The following is a 14,171-nucleotide window of genomic DNA, read 5'->3' as shown; positions in this document are numbered from 1 at the left end:
CTCCCACAATAAGCCGAGAAGACCACTCGTCTTATTGCTTCGCCCAGTCCTAAGCCACGCCGGTGCTAGAGAACTTTCTAGAGATATGGAACAAAACAGCGGAGACTCCTGCGGCTTAGCGAGTCGACCGATACACCGCAGGGAGCGCAGCGAACGAGGAGGATTGGGCGTGAGCCCGCTGGAAAGCGCAGCTGTTTTGTGGAATATCGGATTCCTGAATGAAACTTATTTTAGTTTCTATCTTTTTTATTTTCTGGTTCCAATCGGTCAATTTTTTTCCTGTTCTTTCATCCATATAGTCAATGCTTTTGCCACTTTCCGGTTGGCGGCCGGCGGGAAGAAATGCGTGTATTCCGGGAAATACCACGTTTCATGCGTTTGATTATTCATCTTCAACGCTTCTTCCAATAAATAGGCCTGCGCAGGGAAAACATTTTCATCTTGCAAGCCATGGATAATCAAAAATGGCATATGTGCTTCTTCAATCCGAAGCAGTGGATTCCGTTCTTCAAACGCAGTCAAGGCTGTGTTTGGGGTACCGCCGTACAAGCGTTTCATCATGCGGCGCATATCCGGGCGCTCTTTATACGTGAGCACGGTATCCGTCACGCCTGCCCAAGTCACCACAGAAGCAATATCATCCCGCAAGACAGCTGTCCAAAGAGCCATGATGCCGCCGCGTGAAAATGCCAATAGATGGACCGGCCCTGGACATTTCTGCTTGAGCACCTCCACGGCATGGACCGCATCCCAGCGGTCAGCTCCTGCGAATTCGTCGCGCCCTTCCCCGCCGCGGTTCCCCCGGTAATAAGGCGCAAACACGGTAAATCCGTATGACGCAAATTGCGCAATACGGGCCGGGCGCACCATGCCGATCGATTGGATGCCCCCCCTTAAATACAGGATGCCGCTCGTGCTTTCCCTATTCACCGGTTCAGCGAGCAGCCCTTTCACTTTAAGGCCTTCCGACCAATAAACGATTTCCGTCAACTTGACTTGCGGATTAGGCGAAGGATAACGTTTCGCCGATTCAATCTTCCCATTTTCCAAGCGCTTTCACCTTCTCCATAATTTTCAGCATTCCAGGATCTTTCATAAGGAAACTGAAATTTCCTGTGTCCTCTAATGTCTCTTTCAATACGGCGCCTCTTGTCTCCAGCATTTTTACCGAATCGATTCGCTCCACTTCGGCAGCAAAAACCGTTTTGCAGAAAGCTGGCCCGCCATAAACGGCGTATGCGGCAAACCATTCCAGCTTTTCCACTACGCCTCCTGTTTCTTCATATACTTCCCTGGCGGCGGCAACCTCTAAACTTTCGCCCGCTTCCACTTTACCGCCCGGAAATTCGATTCCACGCTGTGGATGGTCGGTCATTAGCCATTTTCCCTCGTGCTTAGCAATCACCAGCACATGCTTGCTTGGAATTTCAAAACTTCCGGGAATAAAAGAAAGTTCACAGGGCAGTCCGTTTAAATCGGTATATTTCATCATTTCACCTCTTTGCCATCAAAAAAGCGTACACTCGTTAAAGTGTACGCCCGAGTCCTTCTATTTTACTTCTTTTCGCCTAAGAATGCAGAAAGCATCCAAGAATGCTTCTCTAAGTTCTGGTGGATCGCGTTCAACATATCTTCTGTCATGTCGTCCCCGTCCGCTGCTGCAAGCTCCATGCCTTTTTTCAATGATTTCATGATTTTATCATAATCGCTGACAATGATATCGACCATTTCTTCTGCCGTTTCTTTGCTTGTCGCTTCCTCAACGACTGAAAGCTCGAGCTGCTCTCTCATTGTCGCCACCGGTTTGCCGCCAAGCGCAAGCAAGCGTTCTGCAATTTCATCCATATGAAGCGTCGCTTCATTATATAATTCTTCAAATTTCACGTGAAGCGTAAAGAATGACGGCCCTTTTACGTACCAATGGAAATTATGTAATTTCGTATAGGCTACTGACCATGTTGCGACTTGCACGTTTAATTCGTGGTTTAATTCTGCTGACATTAAAATCACTCTCCATTTGTATTTGATAAGCTCTTATACTTTATTTATACCTCCAATCTGCCTACAATAAACATAAGGAAACTTTCTCTTGAAAGAAGATGAGCGACTATGAAAACTGCCTTAATTAAGATTTTCCGCTTTTATCAGCGGTTCATCTCGCCGCTGTCACCGCCGAGCTGCCGGTTCTATCCGACCTGCTCGCATTATGGAATCGAAGCTGTGGAAAAGCACGGTGCGTTCAAGGGCGGCTATTTAGCCATACGCCGCATCCTGAGCTGCCACCCTTTCAATAAAGGCGGAATCGATTTTGTTCCGGAAGAATGGCCACCAAAAAAATAATTTTGGTGGTTTTTCTTGTGTTTTGAAAACGCATCGTGTAATATTCTCTAAGTAAATAAAACGTAACCGTTACATTTTGGAGGAAACTCATGAAGAAACTTATTCCCTTGTTTATCCTGGTTTTATTATTGGCCGCTTGTGGAGACGCATCTTCCGGCTCACTACCTGAACCGGAAGACGATTCGAAGCTCCATGTCTATACGACCGTCTATCCGCTTACTTACTTTACGGAACGGATTGGCGGCGATGCCGTTGCCGTTGAATCCATTTATCCCGCAGGATCCAATGAACATAGCTTTGAACCGACCCAGCAAGACATGATCGCGCTTGCTGAAGCGGATTTGCTGTTTTACGTTGGCCTTGGCCTGGAAGGATTTATCGACAGCGCCCAAAAAACGCTGAAAAATGAGAAAGTCGAGTTTGTCGCAACCGCTGATGCCATCACGGATGAAGAATTGGTTGCGGCGACCAGCCACGAAGAAGATCATCACGGCGATGATGCCCATGCAGAGGACTCGCATGATGGCCACGACCATGGTTCAACGGATCCCCATGTCTGGATTTCTCCTGTGCTTAGCCAGAAATTAGCGGAATCGATCAAAGATTCCTTGGCGGAGGCAGATCCGGAAAACTCGGAAATCTACGAAAGCAATTACGCCGATCTGAAAATTGAGCTGGAAGAATTAGACCGCTCCTTTGCGAAAATGGCCGAAGAAGTGGACAAGAAAACCTTCTTCGTTTCCCATGCGGCATTCGGCTATATGGCTGAGCCATATGGATTGGAGCAAGTCGCAATCGCCGGTCTAAACAGCCAAGATGAACCATCGCAGAAAGAACTGACAGAAATTGTTGATTTAGCAAAAGAGAAAAACATCAAACACATCATTTTCGAACAGAATGTATCATCGAATCTTACGGAAGTGATTCAGAAAGAAGTCGGTGCAGAAGCGCTTGAAATGAACAATCTTGGCGTTCTCACCCAAGAAAACATCGACAACGAAGAAACCTATTTCAGTTTGATGGAAAAAAATCTTGAAACGTTGAAAACAGCTTTGCAATAAAAGAGACGGATTCCGTATGGAGTCCGCCTTTTTTTATGTTTTTATTGATTTTTGTGAAATGCCGAATGCCAATGTCGCGATCAATAAGAGGGCAGCGAATGAAACAATCGGTGGAAGGCTAAAAACTGCGCCTCCATCCCTTGTAAGATTCGCATTGGAGAGGTCCGGTGTATAAAGCCCGGTAAGCAGCCAACCTGAACCGATTTGAGCAGCCGTAAACAGTACCGTAAAGCTTACAATAAAAATGATGTATTTTTTCATCCTTTTCCGAGCCGCCTTTCGCTTTCCATAATGGACTTCTGTCATTCTTCTTCATCTGCCATAATTTCTGTTAAAAATCGTTCCCGATGGTCCAAGAATGATTTCGTGATGCGGTAATGGTCTGTTTCTTCATATTGGATTTCTTGAATCTCTCCATGGTCGAAGCTAAGAATTTGAGCTCCGGGGAATCCAAGCAAAATCGGAGAATGGGTCGCAATAATAAATTGGCATTCTTCGTCTTGCGTCAATTCGTGCAAAATCCGCAAAAACATCAATTGCCGCTGAGGGGAAAGCGCCGCCTCCGGCTCATCCAGTAAATAAATGGCTTCGCCGCTAAAGCGGTTTAAGAATAGGGACAAAAACGATTCACCATGGGACTGCTCATGCAAGGATTTCCCTCCATATGCCCGGTATGGAATCATTTCTTCTTTTGCCATTTCATCAATATGCGTTGCGAAATGGTAGAACGATTCCGCTCGCATGAAAAAGCCGTTCCCGATTTTCGGAAGCCAGGACAAACGGATATAATCGCCCAATACCGACTGGGAAGCATGGACATCGTATATATTATTGCGGCCCCCGCCAGCTGTATTGAAGTCGCATTTATCAGCAATGGCTTCAAGCAGCGTGGATTTTCCGGATCCGTTTTCCCCGACAAAAAAAGTGACCGGGCTTGTTAATTCCAATTGCTCAAGTCCACTGATCGAAGGAATGGTAAACGGATACTCCACCCGATTTTCAATTTTTTCATGGAGCAATGTGACTCTTTTTAAGAACATCTGGCGCCTCCTTTTATCGGTTTTCTTCTATTACCTTATACGCTTCAATCTTGAAATGGTTCCAAAAGCATGAAAAAAGCACGGATTCTGTTGAATCCATGCTTGTTTAATAACGGACCGCATAGCCGATGCCCGGTTTCTCGCTCAACGCAATTTTCCCATTCCGGACTTTTATTCCAGAGTCAATAATGTCTTGTCTCCAGAAATGATCCGAATCTGAAAAATCGCCAGGCAAAGAAATTCCGGGAAGTGCTGCAAGAGCGAGATTATGGGCTTTTGACACACCGAACTCAATCATGCCGCCCACCCACATCCCAATGGAATGCTGCCGGCACAATTCGACGATCCGCAGCGTTTCGCTCCAGCCGCCGAGCCGGGCCATTTTCAAAACAATGATGTCGCCTGCTTGCTCATCAATCATCCGCTCGACGTCTTCTAAACACGTGATGCTCTCGTCCAAACAAATCGGTGTTTTCATTTCCCTTTTTGCTCTCGCATGCAAATGCCACTCCTGTTCCCCAAATGGCTGTTCAATCAAAGTCAATCCGATTTGGTCAAACTGTTTAAGCTGCTCGAAACTCTGCTCATCAAATGCACCGTTTGCATCAGCGAAGAACAGCGTATCGGGATAACGGGAAACGATGCCGGTAAGCAATTCTATATTGGTGGAGGGAGTAATTTTTATCTTAACGCGGCTGTACCCTTTTTCAATCACCGCTTCTACCTGCTCAGAAATTTCCGTCTCATCTGCTGCGACTACAACACCTGCTGGAATTGCCTCGCGAGTCCCGCCAACCATTTGCCAAAGCGGCAGCTCTTTTTTCTTCGCAAACAGGTCCCAGACAGCCATTTCAATCGCCGCTTTCGCCATTCGATTGCCTTTTACCCGGCTAAAAAGAGGATGGATCTCTTCCGGTCTCTCCACCACCTTGCCTTTCAATAAAGGAATCAGCACATTTTCCATCACAAAGCGGCAGCTCGCAACCGTTTCTTCTGTATACCAAGGTGTGGAGAACGCTACACATTCCCCGTAGCCCACTAATCCTTCTGATGACTGCACTTTTACCAGGATCACTTCGCGCTCTTCTACGCGCTGCAAAGAGGTTTTAAACGGCTGCTTCAACGGCTGCTTAATCGAAATTAAATCGATTTCCGAAATCGTTACAACCATGCTTTCAGCTCTCTTCGCAATAGTTTATTGGAAGCATTCCGCGGCAGCGATTCCACGAACTTCAATTGCTTTGGCGTTTTATAGGAAGCGATTTGCTGTTTGCAATAAGCGAGCAGCTCTTCAGCCTCTGCCGGTTTGTTCAAGACGACAAAAGCCACCGGCACTTCTCCCCATTTTTCATCCGGTGCGCCGCATACCCCTGCTTCCCGAACAGCTGGATGGGCGAGCAGCACTTTCTCGATTTCAGCAGGATAGACATTTTCGCCTCCGGAAACAATCAAATCTGACCGCCGATCTACGACAAACAAAAATCCTTCTTCGTCCAAATAGCCGATATCGCCTGTATGAAGCCATCCGTCAGCTTGCACTTCCCGCTCCGAAAAGCGGCCAATATATCCAGGCGTCACTTGCGGCCCGTGGATGAGAATTTCGCCGGCTTCACCAGCGTTCTCAGTCCCTTCTATTTTCACTTGATACAGAAACAGCGGTTTGCCGGATGAACCGATTTTCCGCTCGGCATCAGCCGGCTGAAGCGTCGTCGTTTGCGAAGAAGTCTCCGTCATTCCATATGTCTGGAGGACAGGAATCTGCAATTCCTCTGCACGTTGAATGTATGCAACCGGCACTGGGCCTCCTCCTACCAGGATGGCTTTAAATTTCGGTGAAGCTTTAGCTCCCCGCTCTTCAATCGTGCGGAGGATGCGCTCTAAGGTGACACTGACCACTGACACATGTGTCACCGTTCCGTTGCAAATTTCTTCAACACTCCGCTCTGCATCGAATTTTTCATACAAGCGTACGCCCATGCCGTAAATCAGTGAACGCATCAATATGGAAAATCCGCTAATGTGAAACAGCGGCACAGAGCAAAGCCAGACATCTTCCGGCGCAATCCCGATATTCAATGCCGACGAAACAGCGCTCGAAAAGTGGTTTTCGGCCGTTTGCCGGACACCTTTTGGATGTCCCGTCGTCCCTGAGGTATACATGATCGAAATCGTCCGATCTTTTTTCCATTCGCTCGCCGGCACCCAGTCGGACGGAGCAGCTGCTTTGATTTGGCTGAATAAAACCGGTACATGCTCTTCGATTTTCTCCTGCAGCACATCGTCTACTAAAACAAAATCGGCCGCAGAATCTTCAATCTGGTAAGCCAATTCTGCTGGAGCCAAACGCTCATTCAGCATCACCATTTCGCAGCCGGCATGCAGGCATCCATACATAATAAAAACAAAATCAGGCGTGGATTTCGCAAGAATGGCGACACGGGAATCCGTGTTGATGCCAAAAGAAGCCAGCTTTCCTGCATATTCAAGTGCTAACTCATTGACTTCAGAAAAAGTCCATTGCTGATCATGAAAAGACAGCGCCATACGGCTGCCGCTTAAATGGCTGCGCTGAGTCAGCCAGTTTGGATAGGTCATTATAAAAATCCTTTCTTGTAAGACAGCTGAAATCCCAGTTCCGCGTTTTATTTTTCTAAAAAAAGCTGTCCCCTGAGAGGACAGCTTTTGAATATTCGTTGATCAAGGGAAACGAGGGAATTGGCCGAAGTCCGGTTTGCGTTTTTCTTTAAACGCGTCGCGTCCTTCTTTCGCTTCGTCTGTTGTGTAATAAAGCAATGTAGCGTCTCCAGCCATTTGCTGAAGCCCAGCAAGGCCATCTGTATCAGCGTTCATCGCCGCTTTTACAAACCGAAGTGCAGTCGGGCTCATTTCGAGCATTTCCTCGCACCATTTAACCGTTTCATCTTCAAGCTGCTCATATGGCACGACTGTGTTGACCAAGCCCATATCCAATGCTTCCTGTGCGTCGTATTGACGGCATAGGTACCAAATTTCACGCGCTTTCTTATGGCCGATGATACGTGCCAAATAGCCTGAACCGTATCCAGCGTCAAAAGAACCGACGCGTGGGCCTGTTTGGCCGAAACGTGCATTGTCAGCTGCAATCGTCAAATCGCAGACTACGTGCAAGACATGTCCACCGCCGATTGCATAACCTGAAACCATTGCTACGACCGGTTTTGGAATTACACGGATTAGACGTTGAAGGTCCAATACGTTCAAACGTGGAATTTCATCTTCTCCTACATAGCCCCCGTGCCCGCGGACACTTTGGTCTCCGCCTGAGCAGAATGCTTTTTCGCCTTCGCCGGTCAAGACGATAACGCCTACTTTAGAATCGTCGCGTGCACGAGAAAATGCATCGATCATTTCTTCCACTGTTTTCGGGCGGAATGCGTTGCGCACTTCCGGACGGTTGATGGTAATTTTAGCAATGCCGTTATACGTCTCATATTTGATGTCTTCATATGTACGTTCTGTTACCCATTCACGAGTCATGATTTTCCTCCTTGGATGTTCAATCTCAAATACTCATCTACTATTGTAGCAAACTCAGCCGGTTTTTCCACGTGAATTGCATGTCCTGCATCGACTATTTGATGCTCCGCCTGCCAAAAAGCCATTTTCATCTCGTCAGCAATGCCTTGGAATTTCAAATCCAAGCTCCCCGTGATCAGCAATACCGGAACACGAATGCCTCTTAACTGGTTCCAATAAGACGGCTGCGAGCCGGTTCCCATACCGATTAAGCTGTTTGCAAGTCCCAGTGGCTGTTGGCTCAGCCGTTCTTTTTTGATTTCTTCCTTTATTTCTTTCGGCAATTTTTTTTGGCTGTCAAAAAGAGGGATGTTTTCCCACTTTTCAACAAAAGATGGCATGCCATTCGCTAAAATCTTTAATGCAAGTTCACTGTCCCGCTGTTGGCGTTCTAACCGCTCCTCAGCCGTTTTAAGTCCGGGCGATGCACTTTCCAGAACGAGCGCCTGCAAGCGTTCCGGATACGCAGCAGAATAAGCGAGAGCGGTCCGGCCGCCCATTGAATAGCCGACTAGAATAAATTCCTTTAAGCCAAGTTCCATCAACAAAGAATTTAAGTCACGGACTTGCAGCTCCATGACGTAGCGGGAAGCATCTTCCGGAATCGCAGTTTTGCCGTGGCCCAGCAAATCCACAAGAACGATTTTATAGTCCGGCAGCTTATCAGCTATCTTCCGCCACGTTTGGGTGCTTCCTGTAAAGCCATGCAGAAAAACGATAGACGGAGACTGGTCTTCATTCCGTACTTCCACATGGTAATCCAAGCCGTTAACCTTCATTTTCATTGCTTCGCCAGCTCCTCGTTAAATCGATCCCATAGTTTCCGGTGGCTCAACACGTTTTGCTGTCGATCAGTAAAGACTTCAATGATTTTGACTTGTTTTTCTTTCGGCAGTCGCAATGCCTCGACCAGTTGCTCTTTTGTTTGAACAGCAGCATATTCTGTATCGTACATGCGCGCTGCATCTTCAAATTTCAAGCCGGTCGGTGTACCAAACAACGCTTCAAAATGCCGCTCTTCTTCCGATTGAGGCAAATAAGAGAAAATTCCGCCGCCGTCATTGTTCATGACGACCACTGTCAAATCCGTTTCTTGCATTTTAGATGCAATCAATCCATTCATATCATGCAAAAACGACAAATCGCCTATCAATAAATAAGCAGGGCGTTTGGAAGCCGCCTGTACACCGAATGCCGTAGAAACGACTCCGTCGATTCCGTTAGCTCCCCTGTTTGCATAAATCATGGCATCTCGCCCGTTCGTACGGAAGAATGTATCTACATCCCGAATCGGCATACTGCTGCCAACGATCAAATCGCAAGCATCTAATTCTTCGAACAGCACTTTAGCAAGAACCCCTTCATCCATTTCATCCTGGCAATGCTGCTCAACAATTTCCCAGTACAGCGCCGATGCTTTCTGCCATTTCTCGGTAAATCCCTGCTGCTGCCGCGCCTCCAGTCCAAGCTTCCATAATTCTGTTGGAGGCGCTTGGATATGATGGGTTACAACAGACTGCGCATCGCGCATCATCGGACTTTCATCAAAAACAACATACGTTTCCGGTTTAACGCTTGCCAAAAATAATGTCAACGGCTTGGAAACGGGCTGCGGGCCAATCCGAATCACTGCATCAGGGACCATGGCTTCTTTAAATTCCCCATTCTTCAATAAAGCGTCATAGGCATCAATAATTAAATGCCGGTCCTCGGCCTTAACCCCTGAACGGAGATTGGATAAAGGATCTGCTAAAATCGGCCAATTTAATTCTCGAGCAAACTTCCAAAATTCCGAAGGCATCCGCTCTGTCATTTCACCGACTACTAATAAGCCCCGTTCTTTAGCCATTAGGTTTTGAAGGAACGTTTTGGTTTCTTCATTCAAGACAAACTCCCCGGTAAAATGCATCATCTCTCCCGAGCTTTCATAGCTTTGCTCAAAATCGATCCGCAATGGTTCACGGAATGGCACATTTAAATGTACAGGGCCTTTTGGCGCCGTTTTCGCTGTGGCAATCGAACGGTGCAAATGCCGGGAAAGAAAACTCAATTGATTTTCCGGTTCTGGCATCGGCAAATCTGCTGACCACTTCACATGGGAGCCGAACAGATTGATTTGATTGATCGCTTGAGGCGCACCTACTTCGCGCAATTCGTGCGGCCGGTCAGCCGTCACTACTAATAAAGGAACTCGTGCATAATACGCTTCTACAATGGCAGGAAAATAATTAGCTGCCGCAGTTCCAGATGTACAAAGAAGCATCACTGGACTGCCGGAAGCTTTCGCCATCCCCAAAGCAAAATAAGCTGCTGAACGTTCATCGATTTGACGGCAAACCGTCAAGCCTTCCTGCTTCATACACGCATAAGCAAGCGGCGTCGAACGGGAACCTGGACTGATAACTACATTTTTCACTCCAAGATGAACGAGTGAATGGGTAAAAGCTGATACATACTCTGTTAATGATTTACGATTCTTCACTCATTTGACCTCCAAGTACACGGAGCATCGGTCTGAATTTAACCCATGTTTCGTCATATTCTGCTTCCGGATGGGAATCTTCAACTATTCCCCCACCCGCATATAAATAAGCATCTTTTCCATCAAGCAAAGCTGAACGGATTGCGACAGCGAATTCGCCGTCGCCTTTTGCATCGATCCAGCCAACAGGAGCAGCATAATAGCCCCGGTTCATCGTTTCGTACTGGCGGATCAAACTCATCGCCTCCTGTTTCGGTTCTCCTCCAAGAGCAGGCGTCGGATGCAGATCCCGTACAAGATCCAATAGATTGGATCCATCTTTCAACTCCCCTTCGACTGGCGTATAAAGGTGTTGGATATCCCGTATTTTCATTAGCTTCGGCGTTTTCGGCACAAACATCTTCGAACTATGTGCATCGAATACCTGGCTGATCATCTTCACGACAAATTGATGCTCCGAACGGTTTTTCTTATCATTTAGTAATTCATTGCCAAGTGCGGCATCAATTTCTACCGTTTTGCCGCGTGGAGTCGATCCTGCTAAACAAGTTGACAATGCTTGGCGGTCCTTCACTTTAACCAATCGTTCAGGTGTCGCCCCAAAGAAAAACTGATTTTCAGCTTCCATTCCGAAAAGAAAACTTTCCGGCTGTTCTTCTGAAACTTGGGAAAGAGCAGATGCCGGTGCCAAAGGCTGATCAAAATTCAGCTTTAGTGCTCGGGCAATTACGACTTTTTCCGCCTGTTTCGCTTTAATAACAGCCGTCACTTTTTTAATGGAATCAAGATATTCATCTTTTTTCAGTTCTGTCCGTTTAACGACTAGCGGTTTACGGTATTTTTTGAGTTCTGATACTTGAGCGGAATGGATTAATCGATCCCGTTCTTTACGCAATGCATCAAAAGCAGTAAACGTATCTTTATCCTTTGTGATGAGATGGATACTGACATATGCCCGTTCACCTTTAATAATCATTTGAAAAGTCGGCACAGCAAAATAGGCTTCTGGAAATTTTGTCCATACGCTATCTTTCTCATTTAACGGATCAAAAGAGAAGCCGCCGAAAAGAATGGGCTGAACTTCCCGCTCTTCATTGACAATTTGTTTGCATAAACTTTGCCACTCTTCTTTAATTTGCTCAAAGCGGCCGTGCGGGCTATGGGCTGATATTACATGCGCATGTCCAAGACCGACCCACGTAAACGTCTTTTCCCGGTTCTGCCAAAACATCCGTTTCCCTTTAAACTGCTGTTCACCCGCTTCAAAAAAAGCCAAAGCCGACATTCTGGATACCTCAATCGTTTCCGTATAAAATCGATACGCCAAGTAACGCGTATCCGTAAAATTTTCCGGCGATGAATACTGCTGTGAATTCATCAAATTACCTCCGTTTTTCATTTAAATGCAAAATACACGTGATAGTTCACTTTTTAAATCTCTACCCTCTATCATACTCTTTTCTTCCAATTTCAGCACACCATATGCTGTATTTACCGTGAATTTGAAGTACAATAAAGGGTGGAAAGAATTAAAGGAGAGGTACACAACATGACACATTCCATTCAGGCAGACAGCGGCTGGCGCGTATGGTGGCAATTAACTCGTCCACATACATTAACCGCATCGTTTGCTCCCGTATTTTTAGGCACCATGATCGCCATCAATTATACCGATATCCATTGGGGATTATTTCTCGCCATGCTGATTGCGAGTTTATTGATTCAAGCGGCAACCAATATGTTCAATGAATATTATGATTTTGCCCGTGGATTGGATAATGAAAAATCTGTCGGTATCGGCGGTGCTATTGTCCGGAACGGGGTCAAACCCAAAACTGTTTTATCACTTGCTTTGCTTCTCTATCTAATCGCTGCTGTTATCGGCATTTGGATTTGCTCTCAAACCAGTTGGTGGCTGCTCGTCGTAGGCGGTGCAGCGATGGCTATTGGCTATTTGTATACAGGTGGCCCATTTCCAATTGCTTATACCCCATTTGGTGAATTGTTCTCAGGAGTCGTTATGGGCTATTTAATTGTAATTATTGCGTTCTATATCCAAACGATGTCTGTCACAGTAGAAGCATCCTTGCTTGCCGTGCCAAGTACCTTATTAGTTGCAGCGATCATGATGACAAATAATATCCGGGATATGGTCGGAGATGCTGCAAGCGGCCGAAAGACATTGGTTATCCTGACAGGCAGACCGGTCGGAGTAATGATTTTGGCTTCATTCTTTGCTATTTCATATTTATGGATCTTGGCTTTAGTGATTTTCAATGATTTAACCCCGTGGACCCTTTTAGTATTTCTAAGTGCCCCTAAAGCATTCAATGTTGTGAAAACTTTCAAACGCTATACTGCGCCGCTTGAAGTTATGCCAGCAATGAAGGCAACAGGAATTACCAATACTTTATTTGCCTTCCTGCTTGGGATTGGGCTCTTGATTCATCATCTACTATAGAAAAAAGAGGTTCTTCTTAATTGAAGAACCTCTTTTTTCATCTAAAGAAACAGCCATTCGTTAAGGTAAAGTTTTGAACAAAAGAAAAAGTGCCATGCAATTGAATGCATGGCACTTTTATATGACCCCTACGGGATTCGAACCCGTGTTACCGCCGTGAAAGGGCGGTGTCTTAACCGCTTGACCAAGGGGCCAATTACTGGCGGAGAAGGAGGGATTTGAACCCTCGCGCCGGTTTCCCGACCTACACCCTTAGCAGGGGCGCCTCTTCAGCCACTTGAGTACTTCCCCAGTATGGCTCCGAAGGTAGGATTCGAACCTACGACCATCGCATTAACAGTGCGGTGCTCTACCACTGAGCTACTTCGGAATGGTGGGCCTAAATGGACTCGAACCATCGACCTCACGCTTATCAGGCGTGCGCTCTAACCAGCTGAGCTATAGGCCCATATGTATAATGGAGCGGGTGAAGGGAATCGAACCCTCATCATCAGCTTGGAAGGCTGAGGTTTTACCACTAAACTACACCCGCATAAATGGTGGGTCAGGACGGAATCGAACCGCCGACACTTAGAGCTTCAATCTAATGCTCTACCAACTGAGCTACTGACCCACATTTGAAAGATAAAAATGGCGGTCCCGACCGGGATCGAACCGGCGATCTCCTGCGTGACAGGCAGGCATGTTAACCGCTACACCACGGGACCATTTGGTTGCGGGGGCAGGATTTGAACCTGCGACCTCCGGGTTATGAGCCCGACGAGCTACCGAACTGCTCTACCCCGCGATAATGATAGTCTTACTAGTTTCTTCTATTATATAGAAGTTTTTAAAAGGATAGTCCACACATTTTTTATAAAGATGGAGGAGGAAGAGGGATTCGAACCCCCGCGGGATTTGACTCCCCTGTCGGTTTTCAAGACCGATCCCTTCAGCCAAACTTGGGTATTCCTCCGTGATAATAGATAAATGGTGGACCTTGCAGGACTCGAACCTGCGACCGGACGGTTATGAGCCGTCTGCTCTAACCAACTGAGCTAAAGGTCCTAAAAAAGTGGCGGCAGAGGGGATCGAACCCCCGACCTTACGGGTATGAACCGTACGCTCTAGCCAGCTGAGCTACGCCGCCAGGATCTTTAAAATATATAGTTGGTGGAGCCTAGCGGGATCGAACCGCTGACCTCCTGCGTGCAAGGCAGGCGCTCTCCCAGCTGAGCTAAGGCCCCATTGAA

At 46.7% G+C, this 14,171-nt stretch carries 14 protein-coding genes and 12 tRNA genes; 3 read left to right on the top strand and 23 right to left on the bottom strand.

The features are described from left to right. Positions 1-267 precede the first annotated feature (267 nt). The 3 genes from MTR82_RS07975 to MTR82_RS07965 all read right to left on the bottom strand — a co-directional run bounded on the left by MTR82_RS07975 (position 268) and on the right by MTR82_RS07965 (position 2,001). On the bottom strand, positions 268-1,050 hold the full coding sequence (locus MTR82_RS07975; protein WP_246808630.1) for an alpha/beta hydrolase family protein: 783 nt from the start codon (positions 1,048-1,050) through the stop codon (positions 268-270). Continuing rightward, positions 1,031-1,489 carry an NUDIX domain-containing protein gene (locus tag MTR82_RS07970; RefSeq protein ID WP_246808629.1) on the bottom strand — a complete coding sequence of 153 codons (459 nt, stop codon included), beginning with the start codon at positions 1,487-1,489 and terminating at the stop codon, positions 1,031-1,033. The genes MTR82_RS07975 and MTR82_RS07970 overlap by 20 nt, the downstream gene beginning before the upstream one ends. Positions 1,490-1,554: 65 nt before the next feature. Beyond that, positions 1,555-2,001, bottom strand: a complete 447-nt coding sequence (locus MTR82_RS07965; protein WP_246808628.1) for a Dps family protein — start codon at positions 1,999-2,001, stop codon at positions 1,555-1,557. A gap of 108 nt (positions 2,002-2,109) precedes the next feature. Between MTR82_RS07965 and yidD the strand changes: the two genes are divergently transcribed. Beyond that, positions 2,110-2,340, top strand: a complete 231-nt coding sequence (gene yidD, locus MTR82_RS07960) for a membrane protein insertion efficiency factor YidD (RefSeq protein WP_052652101.1) — start codon at positions 2,110-2,112, stop codon at positions 2,338-2,340. A gap of 89 nt (positions 2,341-2,429) precedes the next feature. After that, positions 2,430-3,401, top strand: coding sequence for a metal ABC transporter solute-binding protein, Zn/Mn family (locus MTR82_RS07955; protein ID WP_246808627.1), 972 nt, complete (start codon positions 2,430-2,432; stop codon positions 3,399-3,401). Between the two features lie 33 nt (positions 3,402-3,434). Here MTR82_RS07955 and MTR82_RS07950 read toward each other — a convergent pair whose 3' ends face one another. From MTR82_RS07950 to MTR82_RS07915, 8 genes are all read right to left on the bottom strand, one after another. Next, positions 3,435-3,662, bottom strand: coding sequence for a hypothetical protein (locus MTR82_RS07950; RefSeq protein WP_246808626.1), 228 nt, complete (start codon positions 3,660-3,662; stop codon positions 3,435-3,437). Between the two features lie 41 nt (positions 3,663-3,703). Then, a complete protein-coding gene (locus MTR82_RS07945; protein ID WP_246808625.1) occupies positions 3,704-4,441 on the bottom strand; it encodes an AAA family ATPase in 738 nt (245 codons plus the stop codon). A gap of 106 nt (positions 4,442-4,547) precedes the next feature. Further along, the gene (gene menC, locus MTR82_RS07940) at positions 4,548-5,612 is read right to left on the bottom strand and encodes an o-succinylbenzoate synthase (protein ID WP_246808624.1); all 1,065 of its coding nucleotides are present in this window, start codon (positions 5,610-5,612) and stop codon (positions 4,548-4,550) included. Continuing rightward, positions 5,603-7,036, bottom strand: a complete 1,434-nt coding sequence (locus MTR82_RS07935) for an o-succinylbenzoate--CoA ligase (protein WP_246808623.1) — start codon at positions 7,034-7,036, stop codon at positions 5,603-5,605. Before MTR82_RS07935 ends, menC begins: the two co-directional genes overlap by 10 nt. Before the next feature lie 102 nt (positions 7,037-7,138). Continuing rightward, positions 7,139-7,957 carry a 1,4-dihydroxy-2-naphthoyl-CoA synthase gene (gene menB, locus MTR82_RS07930; protein WP_052652106.1) on the bottom strand — a complete coding sequence of 273 codons (819 nt, stop codon included), beginning with the start codon at positions 7,955-7,957 and terminating at the stop codon, positions 7,139-7,141. Continuing rightward, positions 7,954-8,781 (bottom strand): 2-succinyl-6-hydroxy-2,4-cyclohexadiene-1-carboxylate synthase, encoded by an 828-nt coding sequence (menH, locus tag MTR82_RS07925; protein ID WP_246808622.1) that lies wholly within the window; start codon positions 8,779-8,781, stop codon positions 7,954-7,956. The genes menB and menH overlap by 4 nt, the downstream gene beginning before the upstream one ends. Then, positions 8,778-10,478, bottom strand: coding sequence for a 2-succinyl-5-enolpyruvyl-6-hydroxy-3-cyclohexene-1-carboxylic-acid synthase (gene menD, locus MTR82_RS07920; RefSeq protein WP_246808621.1), 1,701 nt, complete (start codon positions 10,476-10,478; stop codon positions 8,778-8,780). The genes menH and menD overlap by 4 nt, the downstream gene beginning before the upstream one ends. Beyond that, the gene (locus tag MTR82_RS07915; protein WP_246808620.1) at positions 10,465-11,856 is read right to left on the bottom strand and encodes an isochorismate synthase; all 1,392 of its coding nucleotides are present in this window, start codon (positions 11,854-11,856) and stop codon (positions 10,465-10,467) included. The genes menD and MTR82_RS07915 overlap by 14 nt, the downstream gene beginning before the upstream one ends. Positions 11,857-12,027: 171 nt before the next feature. Between MTR82_RS07915 and MTR82_RS07910 the strand changes: the two genes are divergently transcribed. Beyond that, positions 12,028-12,939: a 1,4-dihydroxy-2-naphthoate polyprenyltransferase gene (locus tag MTR82_RS07910; protein ID WP_052652110.1), complete on the top strand. Its 912-nt coding sequence runs from the start codon at positions 12,028-12,030 to the stop codon at positions 12,937-12,939. 122 nt (positions 12,940-13,061) lie between these two features. On the opposite strand, the gene MTR82_RS07905 is transcribed toward MTR82_RS07910, so the two are convergent. The 12 genes from MTR82_RS07905 to MTR82_RS07850 all read right to left on the bottom strand — a co-directional run bounded on the left by MTR82_RS07905 (position 13,062) and on the right by MTR82_RS07850 (position 14,165). Beyond that, positions 13,062-13,133: transfer RNA gene (locus MTR82_RS07905), tRNA-Glu, on the bottom strand. A gap of 6 nt (positions 13,134-13,139) precedes the next feature. Beyond that, a tRNA-Ser gene (locus MTR82_RS07900) sits at positions 13,140-13,230 on the bottom strand. A 4-nt stretch (positions 13,231-13,234) separates the two neighbouring features. After that, positions 13,235-13,309, bottom strand: a tRNA-Asn gene (locus tag MTR82_RS07895). A 1-nt stretch (position 13,310) separates the two neighbouring features. Next, positions 13,311-13,387: transfer RNA gene (locus MTR82_RS07890), tRNA-Ile, on the bottom strand. A 10-nt stretch (positions 13,388-13,397) separates the two neighbouring features. Next, positions 13,398-13,471: transfer RNA gene (locus MTR82_RS07885), tRNA-Gly, on the bottom strand. 5 nt (positions 13,472-13,476) lie between these two features. After that, positions 13,477-13,552, bottom strand: a tRNA-Phe gene (locus tag MTR82_RS07880). An 18-nt stretch (positions 13,553-13,570) separates the two neighbouring features. Beyond that, positions 13,571-13,646: transfer RNA gene (locus MTR82_RS07875), tRNA-Asp, on the bottom strand. Between the two features lie 3 nt (positions 13,647-13,649). Beyond that, positions 13,650-13,726 (bottom strand) — tRNA-Met (locus tag MTR82_RS07870). Positions 13,727-13,801: 75 nt separating this feature from the next. Further along, a tRNA-Ser gene (locus tag MTR82_RS07865) sits at positions 13,802-13,894 on the bottom strand. Positions 13,895-13,909: 15 nt separating this feature from the next. Beyond that, positions 13,910-13,986: transfer RNA gene (locus MTR82_RS07860), tRNA-Ile, on the bottom strand. Positions 13,987-13,994: 8 nt separating this feature from the next. Further along, positions 13,995-14,068: transfer RNA gene (locus MTR82_RS07855), tRNA-Met, on the bottom strand. 21 nt (positions 14,069-14,089) lie between these two features. Continuing rightward, a tRNA-Ala gene (locus MTR82_RS07850) sits at positions 14,090-14,165 on the bottom strand. Positions 14,166-14,171: the final 6 nt, after the last annotated feature.

Origin of the sequence: Planococcus ruber (genome assembly GCF_022819085.1) — a bacterium.
Classification (GTDB): Bacteria; Bacillota; Bacilli; order Bacillales_A; family Planococcaceae; genus Planococcus; species Planococcus ruber.
This window is presented reverse-complemented; position numbering and strand designations above follow the sequence as displayed.

Coding starts and splice junctions, on each gene's coding strand:
- MTR82_RS07915 (WP_246808620.1), bottom strand. CDS start 11,856: ATGAATTCACAGCAGTATTCATCGCCGGAAAATTTTACGGATACGCGT.
- menB (WP_052652106.1), bottom strand. CDS start 7,957: ATGACTCGTGAATGGGTAACAGAACGTACATATGAAGACATCAAATAT.
- MTR82_RS07910 (WP_052652110.1), top strand. CDS start 12,028: ATGACACATTCCATTCAGGCAGACAGCGGCTGGCGCGTATGGTGGCAA.
- yidD (WP_052652101.1), top strand. CDS start 2,110: ATGAAAACTGCCTTAATTAAGATTTTCCGCTTTTATCAGCGGTTCATC.
- MTR82_RS07970 (WP_246808629.1), bottom strand. CDS start 1,489: ATGAAATATACCGATTTAAACGGACTGCCCTGTGAACTTTCTTTTATT.
- MTR82_RS07955 (WP_246808627.1), top strand. CDS start 2,430: ATGAAGAAACTTATTCCCTTGTTTATCCTGGTTTTATTATTGGCCGCT.
- MTR82_RS07945 (WP_246808625.1), bottom strand. CDS start 4,441: ATGTTCTTAAAAAGAGTCACATTGCTCCATGAAAAAATTGAAAATCGG.
- menC (WP_246808624.1), bottom strand. CDS start 5,612: ATGGTTGTAACGATTTCGGAAATCGATTTAATTTCGATTAAGCAGCCG.
- MTR82_RS07935 (WP_246808623.1), bottom strand. CDS start 7,036: ATGACCTATCCAAACTGGCTGACTCAGCGCAGCCATTTAAGCGGCAGC.
- MTR82_RS07950 (WP_246808626.1), bottom strand. CDS start 3,662: ATGAAAAAATACATCATTTTTATTGTAAGCTTTACGGTACTGTTTACG.
- menH (WP_246808622.1), bottom strand. CDS start 8,781: ATGAAAATGAAGGTTAACGGCTTGGATTACCATGTGGAAGTACGGAAT.
- MTR82_RS07965 (WP_246808628.1), bottom strand. CDS start 2,001: ATGTCAGCAGAATTAAACCACGAATTAAACGTGCAAGTCGCAACATGG.